This is a genomic window from Pseudomonas sp. GOM6 (genome assembly GCF_029537485.1).
Lineage (GTDB): Bacteria > Pseudomonadota > Gammaproteobacteria > Pseudomonadales > Pseudomonadaceae > Aquipseudomonas.
The window spans coordinates 31,569-53,333 of the sequence record NZ_JARPUS010000022.1 but is presented as its reverse complement, the minus strand read 5'-3'; the positions used below and the strand labels follow the sequence as shown (position 1 = coordinate 53,333).

26 protein-coding genes are annotated in these 21,765 nt (G+C 67.5%); 14 read left to right on the top strand and 12 right to left on the bottom strand.

Annotation, left to right across the window (positions count from 1 at the left end; all coding sequences use genetic code 11):
- The first annotated feature begins 80 nt into the window (after positions 1-80).
- Both P7A97_RS19345 and P7A97_RS19340 read left to right on the top strand, forming a co-directional pair.
- A complete protein-coding gene (locus tag P7A97_RS19345; protein WP_277692040.1) occupies positions 81-1,448 on the top strand; it encodes a glutamine synthetase family protein in 1,368 nt (455 codons plus the stop codon).
- Between the two features lie 333 nt (positions 1,449-1,781).
- Positions 1,782-2,264, top strand: coding sequence for an acyl-CoA thioesterase (locus tag P7A97_RS19340; protein WP_277692039.1), 483 nt, complete (start codon positions 1,782-1,784; stop codon positions 2,262-2,264).
- A gap of 3 nt (positions 2,265-2,267) precedes the next feature.
- On the opposite strand, the gene P7A97_RS19335 is transcribed toward P7A97_RS19340, so the two are convergent.
- The 3 genes from P7A97_RS19335 to P7A97_RS19325 all read right to left on the bottom strand — a co-directional run bounded on the left by P7A97_RS19335 (position 2,268) and on the right by P7A97_RS19325 (position 4,769).
- Positions 2,268-3,644 (bottom strand): PepSY domain-containing protein, encoded by a 1,377-nt coding sequence (locus tag P7A97_RS19335; RefSeq protein ID WP_277692038.1) that lies wholly within the window; start codon positions 3,642-3,644, stop codon positions 2,268-2,270.
- A 57-nt stretch (positions 3,645-3,701) separates the two neighbouring features.
- Entirely contained in the window at positions 3,702-4,070 is a 369-nt protein-coding gene (locus P7A97_RS19330; RefSeq protein ID WP_277692037.1) for a DUF2946 family protein, read from the bottom strand.
- Positions 4,071-4,235: 165 nt separating this feature from the next.
- Positions 4,236-4,769 (bottom strand): zf-TFIIB domain-containing protein, encoded by a 534-nt coding sequence (locus tag P7A97_RS19325; RefSeq protein WP_277692036.1) that lies wholly within the window; start codon positions 4,767-4,769, stop codon positions 4,236-4,238.
- A 115-nt stretch (positions 4,770-4,884) separates the two neighbouring features.
- Between P7A97_RS19325 and P7A97_RS19320 the strand changes: the two genes are divergently transcribed.
- Positions 4,885-5,289 (top strand): DUF3301 domain-containing protein, encoded by a 405-nt coding sequence (locus P7A97_RS19320; protein ID WP_277692035.1) that lies wholly within the window; start codon positions 4,885-4,887, stop codon positions 5,287-5,289.
- A 107-nt stretch (positions 5,290-5,396) separates the two neighbouring features.
- Here the strand turns inward: P7A97_RS19320 and P7A97_RS19315 are convergent, their stop codons facing one another.
- Positions 5,397-5,750, bottom strand: coding sequence for a hypothetical protein (locus tag P7A97_RS19315; protein WP_277692033.1), 354 nt, complete (start codon positions 5,748-5,750; stop codon positions 5,397-5,399).
- A 1-nt stretch (position 5,751) separates the two neighbouring features.
- Positions 5,752-6,633 carry an alpha/beta hydrolase gene (locus P7A97_RS19310; RefSeq protein WP_277692032.1) on the bottom strand — a complete coding sequence of 294 codons (882 nt, stop codon included), beginning with the start codon at positions 6,631-6,633 and terminating at the stop codon, positions 5,752-5,754.
- Positions 6,634-6,817: 184 nt separating this feature from the next.
- Between P7A97_RS19310 and P7A97_RS19305 the strand changes: the two genes are divergently transcribed.
- A complete protein-coding gene (locus P7A97_RS19305; RefSeq protein ID WP_277692030.1) occupies positions 6,818-7,177 on the top strand; it encodes a hypothetical protein in 360 nt (119 codons plus the stop codon).
- Here P7A97_RS19305 and P7A97_RS19300 read toward each other — a convergent pair.
- Positions 7,110-8,135, bottom strand: a complete 1,026-nt coding sequence (locus P7A97_RS19300) for a CobW-like GTP-binding protein (RefSeq protein ID WP_277692028.1) — start codon at positions 8,133-8,135, stop codon at positions 7,110-7,112. The genes P7A97_RS19305 and P7A97_RS19300 overlap by 68 nt on opposite strands.
- A gap of 71 nt (positions 8,136-8,206) precedes the next feature.
- Here P7A97_RS19300 and P7A97_RS19295 point away from each other — a divergent pair, with 71 nt between their 5' ends.
- Positions 8,207-8,563 carry an NADH:ubiquinone oxidoreductase gene (locus tag P7A97_RS19295; protein ID WP_277692027.1) on the top strand — a complete coding sequence of 119 codons (357 nt, stop codon included), beginning with the start codon at positions 8,207-8,209 and terminating at the stop codon, positions 8,561-8,563.
- Between the two features lie 21 nt (positions 8,564-8,584).
- Here P7A97_RS19295 and P7A97_RS19290 read toward each other — a convergent pair whose 3' ends face one another.
- Genes P7A97_RS19290 through dksA form a run of 3 tightly spaced genes read right to left on the bottom strand, consistent with a single transcriptional unit; the run spans position 8,585 to position 10,846 of the window.
- Positions 8,585-9,226 carry a DUF1826 domain-containing protein gene (locus P7A97_RS19290; RefSeq protein ID WP_277692025.1) on the bottom strand — a complete coding sequence of 214 codons (642 nt, stop codon included), beginning with the start codon at positions 9,224-9,226 and terminating at the stop codon, positions 8,585-8,587.
- Positions 9,226-10,431, bottom strand: a complete 1,206-nt coding sequence (gene zigA / locus P7A97_RS19285; RefSeq protein WP_076423576.1) for a zinc metallochaperone GTPase ZigA — start codon at positions 10,429-10,431, stop codon at positions 9,226-9,228. Before zigA ends, P7A97_RS19290 begins: the two co-directional genes overlap by 1 nt.
- Complete coding sequence (dksA, locus tag P7A97_RS19280) at positions 10,424-10,846, bottom strand: RNA polymerase-binding protein DksA (protein ID WP_277692044.1); 423 nt, start codon at positions 10,844-10,846, stop codon at positions 10,424-10,426. The genes zigA and dksA overlap by 8 nt, the downstream gene beginning before the upstream one ends.
- A gap of 81 nt (positions 10,847-10,927) precedes the next feature.
- Here dksA and folE2 point away from each other — a divergent pair, with 81 nt between their 5' ends.
- From folE2 to P7A97_RS19235, 9 genes are all read left to right on the top strand, one after another.
- Positions 10,928-11,824 carry a GTP cyclohydrolase FolE2 gene (gene folE2, locus P7A97_RS19275; protein ID WP_277692022.1) on the top strand — a complete coding sequence of 299 codons (897 nt, stop codon included), beginning with the start codon at positions 10,928-10,930 and terminating at the stop codon, positions 11,822-11,824.
- Positions 11,821-12,486 carry an ATP-binding cassette domain-containing protein gene (locus tag P7A97_RS19270; protein WP_277692020.1) on the top strand — a complete coding sequence of 222 codons (666 nt, stop codon included), beginning with the start codon at positions 11,821-11,823 and terminating at the stop codon, positions 12,484-12,486. Before folE2 ends, P7A97_RS19270 begins: the two co-directional genes overlap by 4 nt.
- Positions 12,486-13,346, top strand: coding sequence for a metal ABC transporter permease (locus tag P7A97_RS19265; RefSeq protein ID WP_277692019.1), 861 nt, complete (start codon positions 12,486-12,488; stop codon positions 13,344-13,346). The genes P7A97_RS19270 and P7A97_RS19265 overlap by 1 nt, the downstream gene beginning before the upstream one ends.
- A 13-nt stretch (positions 13,347-13,359) precedes the next feature.
- Positions 13,360-14,232 carry a metal ABC transporter substrate-binding protein gene (locus P7A97_RS19260; protein ID WP_277692018.1) on the top strand — a complete coding sequence of 291 codons (873 nt, stop codon included), beginning with the start codon at positions 13,360-13,362 and terminating at the stop codon, positions 14,230-14,232.
- Positions 14,229-14,636: a phosphoribosyl-AMP cyclohydrolase gene (gene hisI, locus P7A97_RS19255; protein ID WP_277692016.1), complete on the top strand. Its 408-nt coding sequence runs from the start codon at positions 14,229-14,231 to the stop codon at positions 14,634-14,636. Before P7A97_RS19260 ends, hisI begins: the two co-directional genes overlap by 4 nt.
- Positions 14,633-14,878 carry a membrane protein insertion efficiency factor YidD gene (gene yidD / locus P7A97_RS19250; protein ID WP_277692014.1) on the top strand — a complete coding sequence of 82 codons (246 nt, stop codon included), beginning with the start codon at positions 14,633-14,635 and terminating at the stop codon, positions 14,876-14,878. The genes hisI and yidD overlap by 4 nt, the downstream gene beginning before the upstream one ends.
- Positions 14,871-16,211 (top strand): dihydroorotase, encoded by a 1,341-nt coding sequence (locus tag P7A97_RS19245; RefSeq protein ID WP_277692013.1) that lies wholly within the window; start codon positions 14,871-14,873, stop codon positions 16,209-16,211. Before yidD ends, P7A97_RS19245 begins: the two co-directional genes overlap by 8 nt.
- Positions 16,212-16,245: 34 nt before the next feature.
- Positions 16,246-18,168 (top strand): threonine--tRNA ligase, encoded by a 1,923-nt coding sequence (gene thrS / locus P7A97_RS19240; protein ID WP_277692012.1) that lies wholly within the window; start codon positions 16,246-16,248, stop codon positions 18,166-18,168.
- A gap of 79 nt (positions 18,169-18,247) precedes the next feature.
- Positions 18,248-18,598 carry a hypothetical protein gene (locus tag P7A97_RS19235; RefSeq protein WP_277692011.1) on the top strand — a complete coding sequence of 117 codons (351 nt, stop codon included), beginning with the start codon at positions 18,248-18,250 and terminating at the stop codon, positions 18,596-18,598.
- Between the two features lie 18 nt (positions 18,599-18,616).
- Here the strand turns inward: P7A97_RS19235 and P7A97_RS19230 are convergent, their stop codons facing one another.
- The 3 genes from P7A97_RS19230 to P7A97_RS19220 are packed head-to-tail and all read right to left on the bottom strand — an operon-like array spanning position 18,617 to position 21,660.
- Positions 18,617-20,545, bottom strand: a complete 1,929-nt coding sequence (locus P7A97_RS19230) for a DUF2207 domain-containing protein (protein WP_277692010.1) — start codon at positions 20,543-20,545, stop codon at positions 18,617-18,619.
- Between the two features lie 2 nt (positions 20,546-20,547).
- Entirely contained in the window at positions 20,548-21,114 is a 567-nt protein-coding gene (locus tag P7A97_RS19225; RefSeq protein ID WP_277692008.1) for a LemA family protein, read from the bottom strand.
- A gap of 51 nt (positions 21,115-21,165) precedes the next feature.
- Positions 21,166-21,660, bottom strand: coding sequence for a DUF3617 domain-containing protein (locus P7A97_RS19220; protein WP_277692005.1), 495 nt, complete (start codon positions 21,658-21,660; stop codon positions 21,166-21,168).
- Positions 21,661-21,765 lie beyond the last annotated feature (105 nt).

Here is a 21,765-nt window from a genome sequence, read left to right as displayed (position 1 = left end):
CCCCCCCCCCACGGCCCCTTCCCTCTCCCCCGGCCCCTCTCCCACCAGTGGGAGAGGGGAGAACAGCAAAGGACACCACCATGCAATTCGCCCATCCCCAGGAAGCCCGCGACTTCCTCGAACAACACCCCGACGTGCGCCTGATCGAGCTGATGCTGATCGACGCCAACGGCATTCCGCGCGGCAAGCTGCTGCACCGCGACGAACTGCTGGCGATCTTCGAGAACGGCCGCCCGCTGCCCAGCTCCATCCTCTCGCTGACCATCCAGGGCGAAGACGTTGAAGAAAGCGGCCTGGTCTGGGAAGTCGCCGATGCCGACTGCTGGACCTACCCGCTGCCCGGCAGCCTGACCCTGCAGCCCTGGCGCGCCACCCCGACCGGCCAGGTGCAGGTGAGCATGCACCCGACCCAGGGCGCGCCGGCCGCCGCTGGTGACCCGCGCCATGTGCTGGCACGCGCCATCGAGCGGCTCAAGGCCGACGGCTACCACCCGGTCATGGCGGTGGAACTGGAGTTCTACCTGTTGGATAAACAGCGTGACGCCAACGGCCGCCCACAGCCGGCGCTGCAAGCCAACGGCGTGCGCCCGCAGGCGCCACAGGTGTACGGCGTGCTGGAGCTGGAACAGCAGCAGGCCTTCCTCGACGACCTCTACAGCGCCTGCGAGGCCCAGGGCCTGCCGGTACGCACCGCCATCTCCGAGTACGCCCCCGGCCAGCTGGAGTTGACCCTAGAGCACCGGTTCGACGCGCTGCAGGCAGTCGATGAAGGCATCCGCTACAAGCGCCTGGTCAAGGGCGTGGCCAACAAGCACGGGCTGATCGCCTGCTTTATGGCCAAGCCGTTCGGCGACCTGGCCGGCAGCGGTTTGCACATGCACGTCAGCCTGGCCGACGAGCAGGGCAACAACCTGATGGCCAGCGAAGACCCGCACGGCACCCCGCTGCTCAAGCACGCCATCGGCGGCATGATGGCCACACTCAACGACGCGCTGGCGATCTTCTGCCCCAACGCCAACTCCTACCGGCGCTTCCAGGCCAACAGCTACGCGCCGCTGGCCAAAAGCTGGGGCGTGAACAACCGCACCGTGTCGTTCCGCGTGCCGGGTGGCCCGGCCAAGAGCCGCCACGTCGAGCACCGCATCTGCGGCGCCGATGCCAACCCCTACCTGGCCGCCGCCGCGATCCTGGCGGGTATCCACAAAGGCATTCGCGAGCAGATCGATCCGGGCGAAGAGATCATCGGCAACGGTTACGAGCAGGCCCGCGAAACCCTGCCGACCGACTGGCTCACAGCGCTGCGCAACCTGGAACAGTCGGCCTGGGCCAAGGAAGCCCTGGGCGAGGACTTCCTGAAGATCTTCCTGGCGATCAAGTGGGAAGAATTCCGCCAGTTCGTCGGCGAAGTCGGCGAGCAGGACTGGCGCTGGTACCTGACCCACGCCTGAGCCATCCGCAGTGGTGGGTCAGGCTCTGCCCTGTCCCACCCTGCCCCGCTTTATCCTTCCGGCTGCCGTTCTGCAGCCACTCGCAGCCGCCCAGGACTTATCCGTCACTGCCCCTCTGCGCTGCCCTTTCCTGCAGCACAAGCGTGCAATAAGTGCCTAAACAGGGCGTCGGCAGCGTCAATAACCTCCCGAACACCGGCTTTTCTCCAGGTCGCGAAATTGCATGGTGTTTCCCCGCTGGCAACGCGAAGTAAACAGGCAGCACCTATAACAACAAGCAGACCCCGCAGGAACTGCAACGCCAGCGCCCTAAAAACTGCCTATGAGACAACCATGGATTTTGCCAACAACACCCTGTCGATGACCGTCCTGATGACCCCGGACATGGCCAACTTTTCCGGCAATGTGCACGGCGGCACGCTGCTCAAGTACCTCGACGAGGTGGCCTATGCCTGCGCCGCGCGCTATGCCGGCTGCTATGTGGTGACCTTGTCGGTGGACCAGGTGATCTTCCGCGAGCCGGTGCATGTCGGCGAGCTGGTCACCTTCCTCGCCTCGGTCAACTACACTGGGCGCACCTCGATGGAGATCGGCATCAAGGTGGTCACCGAGAACATCCGTGAACGCTCGGTGCGTCATACCAACAGCTGTTTCTTCACCATGGTGGCGATGGACGACCAGCGCCAGCCGATCCCGGTGCCACCGCTGCAACCGCAGACGCCGGACGAGCAGCGACGCTTCCGCCAGGCCCAGCGCCGTCGGGAAATCCGCGAGGAACTGGTGCGCCGCTACCAGTCCCTCGATGCCGAGATCTAAGGCTCAACCCGCGACTGGCTCGGCCCTACGCCGGGTCAGGCGCTGGCCGAGCCAGTCCAGCGCCAGCATCAACAGCAGCGACGCGCCGACCAGCGGGAACAGCAGGCCCAGGCCGAACATGATCGCCACCCCGCCCTTCCACAGCGGCAGATCGTGGCGCAGCGGCGGCACACCGAAACGGCCCGCCGGACGGCGCTTCCACCACATCACCAGGCCACTGACCGAACCCAGCAGGATCAGCAGGCACACCAGCAGCATGATCAGCTGGTTGGCCAGGCCGAACAGCTTGCCCTCGTGCAGCATCACGCCGGTTTCCACCGTGCGCGCCACCAGGCCGTAGTCGGCCCAACGGATATCCGCCAGCACCTGACCGCTGTATTGGTCCAGGTGCAGGGTGGCGTCGTTACGCGGGTCGTCGGCGAACAGGGCGACGGTGAACACGCCTTTCTCGTCGCCGGGAAAGCTGATGCTGTAGCCCGGCTGCACGCCAAGACGGCTGGCCGTGTCGACCACCTGCTGCAGGCCGATGCGCTCGGGCGCAACCGGCGCGCTGGGCATGGCGTGGCCATGATGCGCGGCATGCGGGTCGGACTGCGGCAGCGGGGTGTTTTCCACCGCCCAGGCCACCGTCTGCGCGGTCGCCGTGTTGAGGCTGCGCGCCTGCACAGTCGATTGCGGCACGTCGTCCCACATGGCCGCCGGGAAGTGGTTCCAGGCGCCGGCGAACTGCGCGCCCCAGAAGCCGGTCCAGGTCATGCCGGTAAGCAGCATGAACAGCAACAGGGCGCTGCCCCAGAAACCACTCACCGCGTGCAGATCGCGCCACAACAGGCGCCCGCGGGCGCTCAGGCGCGGCCACAGCACCCCGGCGCCGCCCTGACCGCGCGGCCACCACAGGTACATGCCGGACACCACCAGGACGATGCCCCAGCCGGCGGCCAGCTCGATCAGGCGGTCGCCAACGGTGCCGATCAGCAGCTCGCCATGCAGGGCGCGGGCGATGGCCTGCAGGTTGTCCTGGGCATCCTGCTGGCCCAGCAGTGCGCCGCTGTAGGAGTCGACGAACAGATTGATCAGGCGGCCATCGAGGCTGGCGACGAACTGCGCACTGCGCTCGGCGTCGACCGGTGGCAGGTATTTGCTCACCTCGGCCTGCGGCAGCACCTGCTGCAGGTGAGTCAGTTGCTGATCGGCGGACAGCGGCGTGCCAACCGGCTGAACATTGAGCAGCTCGGGGTACATCAGCTGATCGAGCTGCGGCTTGAACAGGTAAACGATGCCGGTCACCGCCAGCATGATCATGAAGGGGATGACGAACAGGCCGGCATAGAAGTGCCAGCGCCAGGCCAGGTTGTGGAAGGACACCTTGGGCTTGCTCACGGTGAATACTCCGCAATGGTCGGATCGAGGGGGCTCTGCGGCCCCTGTGCTAACGGATCAGACGTCGGAGTGCGGCGGGGCGCGCGGTGGCGCGTCGTGAGGGGCCAGCCGGCGCATGAAAGTGCCAGCCAGGGGTAGCGGAATGCCGACAGCCAGGACAGCAGCGGCGCCGCCGAGCTCGACCAGGGCGCCGGGCAGGGCCGGGCTGGACAACAGCAGGGTGCAGTAGCCGCACTTGGCCCACAGCGGCTGACTGCCGTGGTGAGCCGGCGCCGCATCGCCGCAGGCCAGCTCGTCCAGCCAGCTCGGCACACCGCCCGCCTGTGCCCGGGCCAGGCCCTGAGACAACAGCGGCGCAGCAAGCAGCAGGAACATGGCCAATAGGGCCAGGCGCGCGGTGCTGTGTAGGTGGCGGGTCGACGGCAAGGACGGCTATCCGATTCGCTCAAGAAAGGGGCGCCAACGCGCCCCGCCGGCAAGCATAGCCGTTATCGCGGCGGCGGTGGCTCGTCCTGTGCCCAGAGCCAGGCACCGGCGCCCAGCGCCGCCAGGCTGCCAAGCAGGACGATCGGCCAGAGCCTCATGGGCACCTCACTCGTGGCCGATGTAGTGCAAAAGCTCGCGGCGCTGCGGATGCTCCTTGAGCCAGGCGCGTACCTCGTCGGCACGGGTGATCGCCTCGGCGCCGGCGATGCGGGTGAAGCGCTCGCGGCGCGCCTGTTCGGCAGCCTCCTGGCGTACCCGGCGCTGCCAGGCTTCGCTGAAGATCGCCGGCATGCGCTGGCTCAGCTCCAGGGCCTTGAGCAGCTGCCATTCGCCACCGTCCAGCCAGGCCTCGTCGCAAGAGGTGCACAGGTCGAGGCGATTGCCGTGGGTGCCGCTGATCTGGAACTTGCTCATCAACTTGGCGCACTTGGGGCAGGTCAGCGCCTGCTGGGTGTCGCTGGCCGGTTCGGCCTGCAGCGGCGCGTCGCTCTCGGCAGGCGGTGCGGTGCGCTCGGCCCAGTCGCGGTAATAGAGCAGCGCCACCAGGGCGCCGGAACAGCGCTCGCAGCCGTGGGCCAGCAGGCCGTCATCGAGCTTGGTGGGTTTCAGGGTGGACGTGCGGCAGGCGGGGCAATGCATGGGAAAGTCCTTTTCGCGGAAGAGATGCCGACCGCGACCCTAGCCAACTTGGGCGAACGGCTCAAGCGCGCTGTGGTGAATCGGTTAAGCTTCTGACACACGCCGAGGATTTGTGATGATCGACCTGCTCGATGTACTGCTGCTGATGCTGTTCGCCACCTGCTGCGCCTGGCTGTGGCGCGGCCACGGCATTCGCGAGCGCGCCCTGCTGCTGGCCAAGCAGCACTGCGCCCGCCTGGATGTCGAACTGCTCGACGGCAACGTCGCCTTCCGCCGCCTCGCTCTGGTTCGCGATAACCAGGGGCGCAGACGCCTGGCGCGCCTCTACGACTTCGAATTCACCGTCACCGGCGAGCAGCGCCTGTGCGGCAGCGTGCAGATGTTCGGCCAGCGCCCAGGCCTCATCACCCTGGACGCCCATCCCTTCCACGCGCCGGAGCCGGCGGACGGCAAGGTGATCCAACTGGACGACTGGCGCCGTACCCACCCCAAACCGGACGAACAGCGCCGCGCCGACTGACCGGGGACTTTGTGAGCGGTGCGAGCATCCAGGCAAGCCTGCTGTTGGGCTTCGCTGCGCTCAACCTACGCGGCCCGACCCAACCTACATCTGACTTGCGCTGCCACTCAGCCCTGCGCCAGCTCGGCGGCGATCAATCGCCATTCCTCGATACACATAGAGGTCATCGGCCCACGCAGCAGCCGACACTTGGCCCGGTGCCAGCGCCCGCGCGTCTGGTTGCGCCGGCAGGCTTCGGCCAGCCACTGAGGATCGAATCCAGTCCATACGCCGGCCACGCTCCAGCCATTGAGCCAGACCACCGGCGCCACTTCGGTGTAGAAGATCCGTTCCAGCTCGGCCAATGGCAGGCCGCTGGCGCGCAATACACGGACGATGTGCTGGCGCCCGGCGGCATCCGGCGCCACATCCAGCCACAGGTCGGACAGCGCCAGCCACACATCCTCGCGACTGGCGCGCATGTCAGTCCTGCGCCAGCAGGAAGGCCCGTACACGCTCGGCAGTCTCTGCTGGGTGTTCCTGCATGAAGCAGTGCCCGCCCTCAACCTCGGCGATAGCCACGCTCGGGCTCAACACTGTCAGGCGCCGCGCCGACTGGCCAACGAAGGGGTAGGTCTTGCTGCCATAGAGCAACAGGCTCGGCGTGGTGATTTTGCTCAGTGACGGCCACAGGCGCTTGGGGAAGGAACTGAAGATATCCACCTCACGGCTGGGCCGGCACTTCAGTTCGACACCACCGTCCTCGGCGTCCTTCAGCGCATGATCGACATAGGCCTGCAGCGCCGCATCGGTCCAGCCACGGAAGATGCCGCGGCCTTGCAGCAGCGAGAATGCCGTGGTCCGGTCCGGCCAGTGACGGCGGCGCGCCGCCGACTTCTTCGCCATGACGTTGCGCCGATGCAGACCGAGCAGTTCGGACAGCGCCATCACGCCAATCATCGACTTGCTGAACAATACCGGGTCGAGCATGACCGCGCGGAGGAACAGCTCGGGGTGGCGCGCCAGGATCAGGCTGGTCAGCACCCCGCCGAAACTGTGGCCGAGGGCATAGCGCGGCACCTCGCCGAACAGGCCACGCCCTGCCTCGAAGGCCTCAATTGCCAGCTCGGCGCTGCGGTTCCAGCCGTGGAAGCGGCCACCGTGCTCGGTTTCGCCATGGCCCTGGGCGTCGCACAGCCACAGGTCGAAATGCTCGGCCAACAGCGCCAGCATCGGCTCGTAGGTACGCCCGCAAAAGCCGTTGCCATGCAGGAAGTGCAGCAGCGGCTTGCCGGAAGGGGCGCTATGCCAGCCGGTCAGCGTGAAGCCGGCGGAAGAGGGATGGGACCAGGGAATCAAGTGCATGGAATGAGCCGCCACCAAAATCAGCGGCTAGTGTAACGATGCGCCTGCGGCTAGTCAGGCGGGCAACGTCGGCGAATGCGCGGCGATAAGCGGCCCCGATAACCCAGGGCCATGGGGCACGAACCGCTGCGCTTGCCGGAAGCGCCTTGAACAGGGAGGATCGGCGCCTCGCAAGGAGGCGCCCATGTTCTATCTGCTGGACTCACCCGATCGGGACTTTCTCGACCAGCTGCACGCGCTGTTCCTGGCCAGAGGTCTGCAGACCCTGGTCACCGAGCAGGGCAGCCTGGACGACGGGCGACCGCGCTATGTCATGCAGGGCGTGGAAGCGCTGGACATGGCCGCCATGCGCACCCTGCTCTACCGCGACCCGGTCTTCCCCATCTTCCTGCCGCCACCCCATCGGGCGCAGTTGCTGGCGCTGCGCGAGGAACCGGTGCAGACCCTGCATGCTGCCCTGGTGTCGCCGCTGGCGCTCAAGGTTTCGGCGTTTGCCTTTGCGATGCTGCTGTTGGGTCTGCTGGCCGAGCGCTGGCTGATCTGACCCGGCACGCCTGCAGGCCGGCGGCCAAGACCGTGTTGTCCTGCGGCGCCGCACAAATCAGCTCCAGTCGCGAATCCTTGCGCCACTCGCTGGCGCGCCACTGCAGTGGCGCCCCGTCCAGTGCGTTGGCCGAGCGCCAACCCGCCTCGCCGTGCAGCACCAGCTTGGCGCGGCGCCACGGCACGGTCGCCAGCCACGCCTGGACCTGCTGCAGGTCGAACTGCTGGCTGGGATGGAAACGCCAGCCGATGCTCCAGCCTTCAGCCTGATCCTGTACCTGGCAGATCGGCTCGCCGGGGTCGCGCCAGATCTGCACCAGCGGCGCACCCTGGGCGGGAGTCGGCGGCAGGGGCGCCGCCGCGCCGTCATGTCCTGCACTGCGTGGCAGCTCGGCGAAGTCCAGCGCACCCTGGCAGGTCCAGTGCAGCGCCCGCTGCGGCAAACGCTCACGTACTCGCTGGCGCGCCGCGTCATCCAGGCCATCAGCCTTGTTCAGCACCAGCAATGCTGCAGCTTGCAACGCCGTCTGCTGACTGGGTGGCAGGGGCTTGCCGGCCGCCAGCGCCGGTGCATCCAGCACCAGTACCAGCGGCTGCAGATCCAGCACACCGGCCCAGGGTGCCTCGCCCAACTGGCGCAGCAGCTCCAGCGGATGGCCCAGGCCCGAGGGCTCGATCAGCAGGCGATCCGGCCGCTCCCTGCGCAGCAGGCGGGTTAGGCCGACCTGAAACGGCGCGCCGGCTACGCAGCACAGGCAGCCACCGGGAATCTCGGCGATGCCGATACCGTCCTCATGGGTCGCCAGCAGCGCAGCGTCCAGGCCGATCTGGCCGAACTCGTTGACCAGCACTGCCCAGCGCTCGTGCGCCGGCTTGTGCGCCAGCAGGTGGCGGATCAGGCTGGTCTTGCCGGCGCCCAGCGGGCCGCCGATCAGATGGGTAGGGATCTGGGTAAGCATGGCGCTATGGTGCGGTTTTAACGATGGGTGGAAAAGGCTAGAGTCGCCGCTTTGTTCCGAGGAGATACGTGATGCGTGCGATCGTTGCCCTGTGGCTGCTGGCAGGCCTGAGCGGCCAGGCCTGGGCCGAAGCCTGCGTGATCCACAGCGCCGGCCAGCAACTGGACGTTAAGCTGTGCCAGCAGAATCGCAGCATACCCGCCAACCTGTTCCGCGAGGGTTTTTGCGCCCCGCAACTCAAGGGGCAGAAGGTCGACGTCAGCTTTGTCGCCCAATGCCCAAGCGGCGCCTTCGGTGAATGCCGTAACGCCAAGGTGCAAGGCACGCCCTATCAGCAGGACATTTTCTACTACGGCGTGGCCAGCGATGCCCGCTACCTCAAGCCCGCCTGCGAACAGCAGAGCAAGGGCGTGTGGATGGCGCGCTAGCGGGTAGCTTGCAACGGTCTGCTAGGCCAGCCAGTCCAGGGTCAGCAGCAGGCGGCGCTCGCCGGGCGGCGGTGTCGGCGAGCGGTGAATCAGCCCGGCGCCTTCGTTACCCGCCCACTTCTCGCCCTTGGCCAGCGCCACCCAGCCAGCATCCAGGCGCTGGATACGTTCACCATCGCGCGGCTCGGCCTGGGCCTCGCCGAGGCGCCGCCGATCCATACCCCCTTCTTCCAGCCACTCGCTGGCCACCCCGGCGTAGGTGCTGATCAGGCGCAGCGGCACATGGTCGACATGAAAACGCGGGCACATCGGCTGGCTCAGGCTGCGCAGGCGTAGGCCGACGCGGCGCGCGTCGAGCAGACAGGCAAAGGCTTCGACCAGCCAGCGGACATCGGCGACAAAGGCCGCGTGCCCGTGAAAATCGGCCAGCGCGGGAAGCAGCGCCGGCATGCGCAGTGACTCGTCCTCGCCCACCTCGATGTGCAGGGTCTCCGCCACTTCCTGCGGCTGGGCCAGCAGCAGGCGACTGAAGTCTTCCACCTGCGGCGGCAGACGGCGTTGCCACACGGCCAGGTTGACCCCGTCGAGCAACGCCTTGCCCAGCACCTCATGATGCTCACCCAGCACCTGGCGTGGCGCCGGGCGCAACTGCAGGGCCTGCATCAGGCTGCCTCCTCGGTCCAGGCACCGAAGGGGTCCGGCAGGCGCTGCCAGGCTTCGGGGCCGGCGGCCATTTCGGCGTCGGTCAGCAGGCAGTCGTCCAGCTCGGCGCGCAAGCGGGCGAAATCGATGTTCTGGCCGATGAACACCAGTTCCTGGCGGCAGTCGCCGACCTCGGCGCTCCATTTGCTCATGACGGTGCGCAGGCCGTCCTCGTCCTCAGGCCACTGCGTTTTAGGCACGAAGCGCCACCAGCGCCCGGCATAGCCATGGCGCATCAAACCGCCAGCCTGCGACCAGCTGCCGGCCTCCTGGTACTTGCTGGCCAGCCAGAAGTAGCCCTTCGAGCGCAGCAGCCGGCCATTGACCCACTCACGGTTGAGGAAAGCGAAGAAACGCTCGGGATGGAAGGGCCGGCGCGCCTGGTAGGCGGTCGAGGCAATTCCGTATTCCTCGGTCTCCGGCACGTGCTCGCCGCGCAGCTCCTTGAGCCAGCCGGGCGCCTGGGACGCGCGGTCGAAGTCGAAGCGGCCGGTGTTGAGGATCTTCGCCAGCGGCGCCTGGCCCATCACCATCGGCACGATCTCGGCTTCGGTGTTCAGCCCGCGCAGGATCGCGGTCAGCTCCTCGCGCTCGGCGCTGGAGATCAGGTCGGTCTTGCTGATCAGGATCACGTCGGCGAACTCCACCTGCTCGATCAGCAGGTCGGTGATCGAGCGTTCGTCCTCCTCGCCCAGGGTCTCGCCACGACTGGCCAGACTCTCGGCCTCATGGAAATCGCGCAGGAAGTTGACCCCGTCGACCACGGTGACCAGCGTATCCAGGCGCGCCAGATCGGACAGGCTCTGGCCCTGCTCGTCGCGGAAGGTGAAGGTCTCGGCCACCGGCAGCGGCTCGCTGATGCCGGTGGACTCGATCAGCAGGTAGTCGAAGCGGCCGTCGCGGGCCAGCCGCGCCACTTCCTCCAGCAGGTCTTCGCGCAGGGTGCAGCAGATGCAGCCGTTGCTCATCTCCACCAGCTTCTCGTCGGCGCGATTGAGGCTGACGTCGCGCTGCACTTCGCTGCCGTCGATATTGATCTCGCTCATGTCGTTGACGATCAGCGCCACGCGCAGGCCGTCGCGGTTCTTCAGCACATGGTTGAGCAGGGTGCTCTTGCCGGCGCCGAGAAAGCCGGACAGCACGGTGACGGGTAGACGGTTATCCATTGGGGTTTCCTCGCATATCACGGACATGTCGCTCACGTTGTTCCTGACGCTCCTTGGCCTCGATGCACAGGTTGGCGGTGGGCCGCAGCAGCAGGCGGCGCAGGCCGATCGGCTCGCCGGTCTCGCTGCACCAGCCGTACTCGCCGCGGGCCAGGCGCTCCAGCGCTTCGTCGATCTTGTCCAGCAGCTTCTTCTCGCGCTCCAGCAGGCGCAGCTGCCACTGGCGCTGTTCCTCGGCGCTGCCCAGGTCGGCCGGATCGCTGGCCGGCTGCTGCTCGCGCAGCTGGCCGAACTCCTCGTCGATGCGCTGCTGCAACTCGGCACGTTGCTCCAGCAGGCGCTGACGGAAGAGCGCCTGCTGCACCTCGTTCATGTAGGTGTCGGCAGGCATGGCAAGCAGGTCGGCTTCGCTGATCACAGGGCGGTCTCGTCAGGGTTGTTTCTATTTTTTGTTATAACATAACATTAAAGACTCACAACGTGCCCTGGAAATCCGATGACTGCCCTGACACTCCCCGATATCGCCGCACAGGCCAACACACAAGCCCAGCCCAGTCTGGACTTCGTGGGCATGCAGCAGATCGCCTTGCCCGTGCTGCTCGATGGCAAGCCGCTGGACTGTCGGGTGGACGCCGGCGTCAGCCTGGACGACCCCAGCGCACGCGGCATTCATATGTCGCGCCTGTACCTGGCCCTGGAGGCTCTGGAGCAGCGCGAGCTGTCTCTACCCGCCATCCAGGCGGTATTGACCCAGTTTCTGCAGAGTCATGAGGGGCTGTCGCGCCAGGCCCACCTCAACCTGCGTGGCGAGCTGCTGCTCAAGCGTCCGGCGCTGGTCAGCCCACTGGCCGGCTGGAAGGGTTATCCGCTGGCCTTGAATACCCACCTGGATGACCTGGGGTTTCACGTGGAACTGCAGCTGACCCTCGGCTATTCCTCCACCTGCCCGTGCTCGGCGGCATTGGCCCGGCAGCTGATCCAGCAACAGTTCGTGGCGGACTTTGCTGATAAAAAGCTCGATCATGCCGACATCCTCGCGTGGATCGGCAGCCCCAGCGGCATTCTCGCCACCCCGCACAGCCAGCGCAGCGAAGCCCGTCTGCAGCTACGCCTAGATCCTGACCAGCAGAGCCTGCCCGTTCGCCAGCTGCTGGACAGCGCCGAGGCAGCCCTCAGCACTGCCCTGCAAACCGCGGTCAAACGTGCCGACGAGCAGGCCTTTGCCCTGGCCAACGGACAGAACCTGATGTTCTGCGAAGACGCCGCGCGGCGCCTGCACCAGTGCCTGCGCGAGCACGGCGGCCTGCTCGGTTTCAGCCTGGAAGTGGTGCATGCCGAGAGCCTGCACGCCCACGATGCGGTGGCCCGCGCCAGCTGGAGGCGGCCGTCATGATCGACTGCCAGGGCCTGCAATGGGGAGCGCCCGGACGGCCACTGACGCCGCCGCTGGATCTGCACCTGGCGGCCGGCAGCCTGACCGGCATCATCGGCCTTAACGGCTGCGGCAAAAGCAGCCTGCTTAAAGTTATCGCAGGCCTGCAGGCCCCACTGGCAGGCCTGGTGCGAGTCGATGCGCCACGTCAGGGCGGCATCGGTTTTCTGCAACAGCAACAGGCGTTCGACCGACAGTTTCCGATCAACCTGCGCGAACTGGTGGGTACTGGGCTGTGGCATAGCACCGGCAACCACCGCCAGCGCCAGGAACGCCTGGATCAGGCTCTGCGCCGCTGGCAACTCTGCGCGCTGCAACGTCTGCCGCTGGAGGCGCTGTCCGGCGGACAGCTACAGCGCGCCCTGCTGGCCCGCCTGGACCTGACCGATGCCGCCGTACTGCTGCTGGACGAGCCGGAGGCGGCGCTGGATCAAGCCTCGCAAGCGCTGTTCTGGGAGCGCGCCAGGCAGTGGCAAAGCGAGGGCCGCACCTTGCTGGTGGTCAGCCATGCCATCGGCCACCTCAGCAGCCGTCTGGACAATGCCCTGCTGGTCTCGCCGCAGGGTTGCATCCTCGCCCCCCTTGCCCAGTTGATGGGGAAATCCCTGGAGCGGGTCGCCTGATGTTTGCAGCGCTGTGGCAACCCTTCGTGGAATTTGCCTTCATGCGCCGGGCCCTGTTCGGCGGTATGGCACTGGCCTGCAGTGCCGCGCCGCTGGGGGTATTTCTCATGCTACGGCGCATGAGCCTGATCGGCGACGCCATCGCCCACGGTATCCTGCCAGGCGCTGCACTGGGCTTCTGGCTGTTCGGCCTGAGCCTGCCGGCGCTGACTCTGGGCGGCCTCGGCGCCGGCCTCGGCATGGCCGCCCTGGCCGCCTGGGTGTCGCGCCGCACCGGGCTGCGGGAGGACACAAGCCTGGCTGCCCTCTATCCCATCTCGCTGGCCAGCGGCGTGCTGCTGCTCGGCCTGGCCGGACGCAAGCTGGACCTGTTGCACCTGCTGTTCGGCTCGGCGCTGGCCGTTGACGCCATCACCCTGCAGGCCATGCTCGGCGTCGCCACCTTCAGCCTGCTGGTGCTGCTGGCGATCTACCGGACGCTGACCCTGGACAGCCTAGACCCGCTGTTCCTGCGCGGCCGCAGTCGCATCGGCCCGCTGGTGCATGGCCTGTTCCTCGGCCTGGTGATACTCAATCTGGTGGTCGGCTTCCAGGCCATCGGCGCCTTGATGGTCGTCGGCCTGATGATGCTGCCGGCAGCCGCCGCACGCTTCTGGACTCGCCGCCTGCCGCTGCTGCTGGCGCTGGCCGCACTGATCGGCGCCAGCAGCGTCTGGCTCGGTCTGTTGTTGTCCTTCTACGCCAGCCTGCCTAGCGGGCCCTGCATCGTGCTGCTGGCAGGTGCCATCTACCTGATTTCCGTCATCGCCGGACCGGTTCACGGCCTGCTGCGTACCGCCCCACTGCCCACTGCAACCTGAGGAAAGTCTCGTCATGCGCGTCCTGCTCGCCGCTCTCGCCCTGCTTTTGCCACTGTCACTGCCTGCCGCGGACAAGCCACGGGTGGTCACCAGCTTCAGCATCCTCGCCGACCTCACCCAAGAGATCGGCGGCGAGCACATCGTCCTGACCAACCTGGTCGGCCCGGAAGAGGACGCCCACCACTTCGAACCCAGCCCAGACCATGTACGCAGCCTGCTCGAAGCCGACCTGGTCGTCGCCAACGGCCTAGGCTTCGAACCCTGGCTGGAGCGCCTGCTGGCCAGCAGCGAGGCACGCGGCAAACGCATCAACGCCAGTCAGGGCGTAGTGCCGCTGCAGGTGCAAGAAGACGGCGAGACTGTCTCCGACCCGCACGCCTGGCAGAGCCTGAGCAACGCCGAGCTGTACGTGCGCAACATCGCCAAGGCGCTCAGCGAGGTGGACCCGGCAAACGCCAAGACCTATGCCAGCAACCGCGACGCCTACCTGACCAAGCTGCACACCCTGCTGAAGACAGCCAACCAGCGCACGGCCACCCTGCCGGCCAGCCAGCGCAAGGTGGTCACCAGCCATGACGCCTTCGGCTACCTGGGCCAGGCCTGGCAACTCGAATTTCTCGCCCCGGTCGGTCTGTCCACCACCGACGAGCCTTCGGCCGCCGAAGTGGCTGCACTGATCCGCCAGCTGCGCACGGAAGGCGCGCGCGCCGTATTCGTCGACAACATTCAGGATCCGCGCCTGATCGAGCAGATCGCCGAGGAAGCCGGCGCCCGCGTCGGCGGCACCCTGTATTCCGATGCCCTGGCCAGCGAGGGGCCGCCCAGCACCTACCTGGGCATGTTCCAGCACAACCTCGACACCCTGTTGGCCGCGCTCAAACCATGAACCTGTGGCTGCAACTGGAGCAGGCCGGGCTGGGCGACAGCCGCCCGCTGGCCGAGGTGCTGGCGGCCATCCCCTGGAATGCCGACGGCCTGATCGCCGCCATCGCCCAGCAGCACGGATCAGGCGAGGTGCTGATGCTGGCCTGGATGAACCGCGCGGCATTGGAGGAAACCCTTGCCAGCGGCCAGGTCTGCTACTGGTCGCGCTCGCGCCAGCAGCTATGGCGCAAGGGCGAAACCAGCGGCCACCGCCAACGGCTGGTCGAGGCCCGCCTGGACTGCGACGGCGACGCCGTGCTGCTACTGGTCGAGCAACAGGGCGCGGCCTGCCACACCGGTCGCCCCAACTGCTTCTACAACGCCATCCGCAATGAACGGGTGTGCGTGATCAGCGTGCCGCAATGAAACGCCTGCTGCTCAGCCTGGTACGGCTCTACCAGTACCTGATCAGCCCCCTGCTCGGGCCACGCTGCCGCTTCCATCCCAGTTGCTCGCACTACGCCATCGAGGCCATTGAACGCCACGGCGCGCTGCGTGGCGGCTGGCTGGCCGTGCGGCGCCTGGGCCGCTGCCATCCCTGGCATGCGGGCGGTTATGACCCCGTGCCACCCATCCATCGCTGCAATCAGGAACATCCCCATGACTGATCTGCTGATCCGCAACGCCCGCCTGATCAACGAGGGCCGCGAGTTCGAGGCTGACCTGCTGGTAAGCCACGGCCGCATCGAGAAGATCGCCAGCAGCATCAGCGGGCGCAGCGCCGAGGTGGAGATCGACGCCGCCGGGCAGTACCTGCTGCCGGGCATGATCGACGACCAGGTGCACTTCCGCGACCCCGGCGCGCCGCACAAGGGCAGCTTCGCCACGGAATCCCGCGCGGCCGTGGCCGGCGGCATCACCAGCGTGATGGACATGCCCAACACCCACCCGCCGACCCTGACCCTGGAAGCGCTAGAGGCCAAGGAAAGGCGCGCCGCCAGCTGCTCCATGGCCAACTTCGGCTTCCATTTCGGCGTCAGCCACGAAAACCTCGACATCGTCGCGGCGCTCGACCCCGCCCGGGTGGCAGCGGTGAAGGTGTTCATGGGCGCCAGCACCGGCAATATGCTGGTCGACGACCTGCCCTCGCTGGAGCGGCTGTTCCGCGACTGCCCGACCGTACTGCTGACCCACTGCGAGTACACCCCGCGCATCCGCGAGCGCGAACTGCTCTGGCTCAATCGTTACGGCCAGGACATCCCTGCCGACCAGCACCCACTGATTCGTGACGCCGAGGCCTGCTACCAGTCATCCAGCCTGGCGGTGAGCCTGGCGCGGCGCTACGGAACGCGCCTGCACGTGCTGCACCTGACCACCGCCCGTGAGCTGAGCCTGTTCCAGCCCGGGCCGCTGGCCGGCAAGCAAATCACCGCCGAGGTCTGCGCGCATCACCTGTACTTCGATGACCGCGACTACGCGGCGCTCGGCCACCTGATCAAGTGCAACCCGGCGATCAAGACCCAGGCCGACCGCGACGCGCTGCGCCAGGCCCTGCTGTGCGGGCGGCTGGACATCATCGGCACCGACCACGCCCCGCACACCCTGGACGAGAAGCAGCGGCCCTACCTGCAGGCGCCGTCCGGCCTGCCGCTGGTGCAGCACGCCCTGCCGTCCCTGCTGGAACTGGTCGCCGACGGTCTGCTGCCCCTCACCACCCTGGTGGAAAAGACCAGCCATGCGGTGGCGCAGCGCTTTGCCATCGAGCAGCGCGGCTACCTGCGCGAAGGCTACTGGGCCGACCTGTGCCTGATCGAACGCCCGGCCGAGCCACGCCCGGTGGCCGCCGACCCGATCCTCGCCCACTGCGGCTGGACGCCCTTCCAGGGCCGCGCATTCCGCCATGCCGTACGCAGCACCGTCGTCTCCGGCCAGCTGGCCTGGCACGAAGGTCAGCTGCAACACGATTGCCAGGGGCTGCCGCTGCGCTACCAGCGCGGCTGAGCGCCCTGTTAACCGACCTGATCAGAGAACCGACATGCCCAGCATCACCCTGCCCGATGGCAGCCAGCGTCACTATGCCCAACCCCTGAGCGTGGCCGAAGTCGCCGCCGACATCGGCCCCGGCCTGGCCAAGGCCGCCCTGGCCGGCCGCCTGAATGGCCGCCTGGTGGACACCAGCGCCTTGATCGACCACGACGCCCAGCTCAGCCTGATCACCGCGCGCGACCCCGAGGGCCTGGAGCTGCTGCGCCACTCCTGCGCGCACCTGCTGGCCATGGCGGTCAAGCAGCTGTACCCCAGCGCCCAGGTGACCATCGGCCCGGTGATCGAGGACGGCTTCTACTACGACTTCGCCTTCGAGCGCCCCTTCACCCCGGATGATCTGGCGCTGATCGAGACGCGCATGAGCGAGCTGGCCGCCGCCGACCTGCCCGTCAGCCGCCGTGAGCTGCCACGTGATGAAGCCATCGCCCATTTCGCGGCCCAGGGTGAGCACTACAAGGCCGAGCTGATCCGCGACATTCCGGCCGGCGAAGTGCTGTCGCTGTACCGCCAGGGCAACTTCGAAGACCTCTGCCGCGGCCCGCATATCCCGCGCACCGGCCATCTGCAGGCGTTCAAGCTGACCAAGGTGGCCGGCGCCTACTGGCGCGGCGATGCGAAGAACGCCGCGCTGCAACGCATCTACGGCACCTGCTGGGCCAACAGCAAAGAGCTCAAGGCCTATCTCACCCGCCTGGAAGAAGCCGGCAAGCGCGACCACCGCAAGCTCGGCCCGCAACTCGATCTGTTCCATTTCGACGACTGCGCCCCGGGCTCGGTGTTCTGGCACCCCAAGGGCTGGACCCTGTTCCAGCAGTTGATCGGCTACATGCGCCAGCAGCAGGATGCCGCCGGCTATGTCGAGGTCAACACCCCGGACGTGATGGACCGCAGCCTGTGGGAAACCTCCGGGCACTGGTTCAACTACCGCGACGCCATGTTCACCACCAGCACCGAGGACGAGCGCGTGTTCGCCCTCAAGCCGATGAACTGCCCCGGCGCCGTGGCGCTGTTCGCCCGTGGCCTGAAGAGCTACCGCGACCTGCCGCTGCGCATGGCCGAATTCGGCAAGGTGCACCGCTACGAGCCGTCCGGCGCGCTGCACGGCCTGCTGCGCGTGCGCCACTTCACCCAGGACGACGCGCACATCTTCTGCACCGCCGCGCAGATGGAACAGGAGTGCGCCGACACCATCGCCCTGGTGTTCGCCATCTACCGCGACTTCGGTTTCAACGAGGTGGCGGTGAAGCTGTCCACCCGCCCGGCCAACCGCATCGGCAGCGACGCCACCTGGGACCAGCTGGAAGGCGCGCTCTCCGGCGCGCTGCAGCGGATGGGCATCGACTACCAGCTCAACCCCGGCGAAGGCGCGTTCTACGGGCCCAAGCTGGAGTTCGTGCTGCGCGATGCCATCGGCCGCGACTGGCAGTGCGGCACCCTGCAGGTCGACCTCAACCTGCCGGAGCGTTTCGACATCGGTTACATCAACGAGCAGGGCGAGCGCGAGCGCCCGGTGATGCTGCACCGCGCCCTGTTCGGCTCGCTGGAACGCTTCACCGGCATCCTCATCGAGCACTACAGCGGCCTGTTCCCGCTGTGGCTGGCGCCGCAGCAGGCGGCCGTGCTGACCATCTCAGAAGGGCAGAACGACTACGCCCGCCAAGTACTCGCCGCCCTCAAGCGCGCCGGCCTGCGCGCGGCGGCAGACCTGCGCAACGAGAAGATCGGCTACAAGATCCGCGAAGCCACCCTGCAGAAAGTGCCCTACCTGCTGGTGATCGGCGAACAGGAGAAGGCCGAGGGCCGCATCACCCTGCGCAGCCGCGCCGGCGACAACCTCGGCAGCCTGCCGCTGGCCGAGCTGGTCGAGCGGCTGCGTGGAGAAGGGCGTATTCCGGGGCTGCCACAGGACTAGCCCCGGCAGCGATGAACGGTCGAACCCAGCACCAGGCAGCGACTAGCCTGAAACGGGTCGACCTCCGGAGGACGCCAACATGGGTACCTGCAACCAGCACCCGCATCACGACCACCAGCACCGCCCGGGCTGCGGGCACACCGCAATCCAGCACGAGGGGCATGTCGACTACCTGCACGACGGTCATCTGCACCATATGCACGGCGATCACGTCGACGAGCATGTGCTGGAGGTCAGCGCCCAGAACCCTGACCGCTGCACCCCCAACCATCAGTGTGCCGGGCACGCACCCGACCATGTACACGGCCCCGGCTGTGGTCATGAGGCGGTGCCGCACGGGGATCATGTCGACTATCTGGTCGATGGTCACCTGCACCACCCGCATGGCAACCATTGCGACGATCACGGCCCGGTCACACTGGTACGCTGAGTCCCCTCGGGGCGGCCCCTACCAGCCGCCACCCCCTCCGCCGCCGCCACCGCCACCCGAGGAACCGCCGCCGGACGAGCCACCGGATGAAGACGAGCTCGACGGCGGGCTGGCGGCGCTCGCGGCGATGCCGGCCAGGCCCGAGGACAGGCGGCTGGAGAACTGTTCCGGGCTGCTGAAGGCGCGCTCGCTGGCATACCAGGTCGGCCGGTAGCTGTCGCTGCTGGCACCCGAGATCAGGCCCGCCGCCAGGGCGCGGGTGAAGCGTGCACTCCATTCCTTCTCCACGCCCAGGGCCATGGCGTAGGGCAGGTGTTGTTCGTACAGGGCGATGCTCATGGCCGGGGCCTTGCCGGCGCCGGCCAGTTCCTCGCGCTCGGCCAGGCTCAGGTATTCGCGGTAGCCGGCGAGCTCGTCGAGCAACTGCCGGCCTTGCAGGGTCGGCGCCTCCAGCCACACGCGAAACAGCGCGCAGCACAGCACGAAGGCCAACACCAACAGCAGGTTCAGCGGCGCCACCGCCCCCGCCATCATGCCCAGCGCGGCGAGGCCGACGCCGAAGAACGGCAGGCCGAACAGCACCATGACCAGACCGCTGCCGACCCCGCCCTCGCCCATGCTGCGCACCCCGGTGCCGATGATGAACAGCCCGGCGCCACCGAAGCAGACCATGAACAGGCTGGCCACGCCGATCAGGGCCAGGCCGTCGCCGTCTCGGGCACCCAGCAGCAGGCAGGCGGCGATGCCGGCCAGAGCCAGCAGCACGCCGCGCCACCAGATGCCGCGATTGAGGTGGAAGCAGCGCTCGTGCTGTTCCTTGTGCAGCAGCTTGTCTAGCACGCCGACCGCGTCACCGAGACGCGGCTCGTAGTCGCTGCCGATTTCCAGGTAGCCGATGTCGCCCTTGAGCAGGCTGGCCAGGACCTTCCGCTCGCCGCTGAACAGCGCCTTGTCGTCCACCTGGCCGCGATGCACGGCGAAACCCTTGCCGCCGTTGATGTCCTCCAGGCGCACCGCCTGCTTGATCGCCATCGAGGTCAGCGCCACGGTCAGCGCGCGCACGCTGCTGTAGCCGCGCGCGAAACCACGGTGCCAGATGAAGCCGGCCGCCGCTGGCGACAGACCCTCGGGCGCGGCGAAGCGGGCGATCACCACGCCGGCCTCGGGATCGCGGCCGACCCGCCGCCACTGGTGGCCATAGAAGCCCAGCAGCGCCAGCAACAGGGCCAGACCGAGCAGCGCGCCGGGGTTGTCGTCGATCAGCCAGCCAAGTCGCTGCAATGCACCAGGCCGCTGCACCAGGCCCTCGGGCCAGGCCAGGGCGATGGTGAAACCCTCGCCGGGCTGCAATTCGCGGGTGGTCTCGTAGCTCGGCGGCGCGTCGTCGACCTTACGGTAATCCTCGCCCTGCTCGCCCGCCCAGCCGGTGTAGCCGTGTGCGGCCGACACCTCGGCACCCGCCGGCAGCAGCACGCGCACGCTGGCATGGCGAATGGGGAAGGCCCAGTCGTTGCCGGTGACGTTCCAGTACAACTCGTCCTCGCCGGGGCGATGCAGCAACTGGCGATTGCTGCGGTAGCGCAGCAGGTACTGGTAGCGCCCCGGCGCCAGCTGGCGGTCGTGACGGCCAATGTAGACCCGCTGCATCGGCCCCTGGGCCTGCTCGAAATAGGGTTCGGGCGCGCCGTCGCGCTGCACCTCGAGCAGCTCGAAGCCGACCTTGCGTTCGAGCAGCCCCGCCAGCCGCGTGCGTACCGGGAAGTCGCGATAGATGCCGCGCTGGATCTGCTCGCCCTCGGCCTGCACGGTGATGCGCTCGCTCACCAGCAGACCGCCGTCGGCCTCGACCTGCACCTCGACGGCGAAGTCCTCGATCACTTCCTGTGCCCGCGTCACGCCGGGTAGCAGGCAGCACAACAGCAACAAAGCTTTCAGCCATCCCGGCATGTTCAGAACTCCAGCTTCGGCGACAACCCGTCGCGGGCGTCGTCCAGGGTGAAATAGGCGGCGCAGCGGAACGCGAAGGCGCGCGCCAGCAGGTTGCTGGGGAAGGACTCGACCAGCACGTTGAGCTCGCGCACGGCGCCGTTGTAGTAACGCCGGGCCATCTGGATATGCTCCTCGACCTCGCTGAGGTTGCGCTGCAGGTCGAGGAAGGCGGCATCGGCCTTGAGCTGCGGGTAGTTCTCCACCAGGGCGAAGGTGCGCAGCAGCGCGGCCGTGAGCTGGGTTTCGACCACCGCGCGATCCACCGCACCGTCGCGCTCATGGGCCTGGGCCGCACCGCGGCGGCTGGTCAGTTCTTCGAGGGTTTCCCGTTCGTGGGCCATGTAGGCCTTGAGACAGGCCACCAGCTGCGGGATCAGGCTGGAGCGGCGCTTGAGCTGCACGTCGATGCCGCTCCAGGCCTCGGCCACCCGCGCGCGGTTGAACACCAGGCGGTTGTAGCCATAGATGATCGCCAGCAGCACAGCCGCCACCAGCGCCAGTGCGATCCAGCCACCCAGTCCTTGCATGCTTACGGCTCCCCCGCCCTGTCAGGCGGGCAGTGTACCCCGGCCACCGAATCAGCGACTGGGCAGCCCGCCACAGTCCTCACCCAGCCATTTCGCCTGGCTGTGCATGCTGCTGGGCTGGCCGTCGTAGACGCCGTTGACCGTGGTGGTGAAGGCGGTATCGCCCTGGAAGCGGGTCTCGCCCTTACCCTCGCCATTCGGGCACTTGAAGTGGAACTTCCAGACCTCGGCGCTGCGCTCGGTGATTTCATGGCTGCAACCGGAGTCTTCGTTCTGCAGAGGGATGTCGCCGGCCTTGAGGCGTTCGGCACTGAGACACAGCTGCACGCCGCTGCCACCGAGCTTGATGCCCTGCTGGGCCAGCATCCCCTCCATCATCTGGCGCTGCTCGGGCGGCAGGTTCTGCAGCTGCCCGAGCATCTGCTGCATGTCCGGCATGGCCTGGCCACCATGCTGCATCTGGCTGGTGAACTCCCACAGGCCAGCACGCGGCTCGGCGCAGGCGAGGGCTGGCAGGGCAAACAGCAACACGATCAAAGGGCGCATGACGGAGTTTCTCCAGAGGACAGTCCTGCCAGCTTAGACCCCAGACGAACAAAACCCCCGCAGGCGAACCTGCGGGGGTCGGGTCCATCCTGACGCTTGTGGCGC

Excerpts from the sequence above, each read along its gene's own strand:
- P7A97_RS19225 (WP_277692008.1), bottom strand. The coding sequence starts at position 21,114 with ATGCAAGGACTGGGTGGCTGGATCGCACTGGCGCTGGTGGCGGCTGTG.
- P7A97_RS19320 (WP_277692035.1), top strand. The coding sequence starts at position 4,885 with ATGATCGACCTGCTCGATGTACTGCTGCTGATGCTGTTCGCCACCTGC.
- zigA (WP_076423576.1), bottom strand. The coding sequence starts at position 10,431 with ATGGATAACCGTCTACCCGTCACCGTGCTGTCCGGCTTTCTCGGCGCC.
- P7A97_RS19310 (WP_277692032.1), bottom strand. The coding sequence starts at position 6,633 with ATGCACTTGATTCCCTGGTCCCATCCCTCTTCCGCCGGCTTCACGCTG.
- P7A97_RS19245 (WP_277692013.1), top strand. The coding sequence starts at position 14,871 with ATGACTGATCTGCTGATCCGCAACGCCCGCCTGATCAACGAGGGCCGC.
- P7A97_RS19325 (WP_277692036.1), bottom strand. The coding sequence starts at position 4,769 with ATGCATTGCCCCGCCTGCCGCACGTCCACCCTGAAACCCACCAAGCTC.
- P7A97_RS19340 (WP_277692039.1), top strand. The coding sequence starts at position 1,782 with ATGGATTTTGCCAACAACACCCTGTCGATGACCGTCCTGATGACCCCG.
- P7A97_RS19295 (WP_277692027.1), top strand. The coding sequence starts at position 8,207 with ATGCGTGCGATCGTTGCCCTGTGGCTGCTGGCAGGCCTGAGCGGCCAG.
- P7A97_RS19345 (WP_277692040.1), top strand. The coding sequence starts at position 81 with ATGCAATTCGCCCATCCCCAGGAAGCCCGCGACTTCCTCGAACAACAC.
- P7A97_RS19270 (WP_277692020.1), top strand. The coding sequence starts at position 11,821 with ATGATCGACTGCCAGGGCCTGCAATGGGGAGCGCCCGGACGGCCACTG.
- yidD (WP_277692014.1), top strand. The coding sequence starts at position 14,633 with ATGAAACGCCTGCTGCTCAGCCTGGTACGGCTCTACCAGTACCTGATC.
- P7A97_RS19315 (WP_277692033.1), bottom strand. The coding sequence starts at position 5,750 with ATGCGCGCCAGTCGCGAGGATGTGTGGCTGGCGCTGTCCGACCTGTGG.
- P7A97_RS19265 (WP_277692019.1), top strand. The coding sequence starts at position 12,486 with ATGTTTGCAGCGCTGTGGCAACCCTTCGTGGAATTTGCCTTCATGCGC.
- thrS (WP_277692012.1), top strand. The coding sequence starts at position 16,246 with ATGCCCAGCATCACCCTGCCCGATGGCAGCCAGCGTCACTATGCCCAA.
- P7A97_RS19230 (WP_277692010.1), bottom strand. The coding sequence starts at position 20,545 with ATGCCGGGATGGCTGAAAGCTTTGTTGCTGTTGTGCTGCCTGCTACCC.
- P7A97_RS19290 (WP_277692025.1), bottom strand. The coding sequence starts at position 9,226 with ATGCAGGCCCTGCAGTTGCGCCCGGCGCCACGCCAGGTGCTGGGTGAG.
- folE2 (WP_277692022.1), top strand. The coding sequence starts at position 10,928 with ATGACTGCCCTGACACTCCCCGATATCGCCGCACAGGCCAACACACAA.
- P7A97_RS19305 (WP_277692030.1), top strand. The coding sequence starts at position 6,818 with ATGTTCTATCTGCTGGACTCACCCGATCGGGACTTTCTCGACCAGCTG.
- P7A97_RS19220 (WP_277692005.1), bottom strand. The coding sequence starts at position 21,660 with ATGCGCCCTTTGATCGTGTTGCTGTTTGCCCTGCCAGCCCTCGCCTGC.
- P7A97_RS19235 (WP_277692011.1), top strand. The coding sequence starts at position 18,248 with ATGGGTACCTGCAACCAGCACCCGCATCACGACCACCAGCACCGCCCG.
- hisI (WP_277692016.1), top strand. The coding sequence starts at position 14,229 with ATGAACCTGTGGCTGCAACTGGAGCAGGCCGGGCTGGGCGACAGCCGC.
- P7A97_RS19300 (WP_277692028.1), bottom strand. The coding sequence starts at position 8,135 with ATGCTTACCCAGATCCCTACCCATCTGATCGGCGGCCCGCTGGGCGCC.
- P7A97_RS19260 (WP_277692018.1), top strand. The coding sequence starts at position 13,360 with ATGCGCGTCCTGCTCGCCGCTCTCGCCCTGCTTTTGCCACTGTCACTG.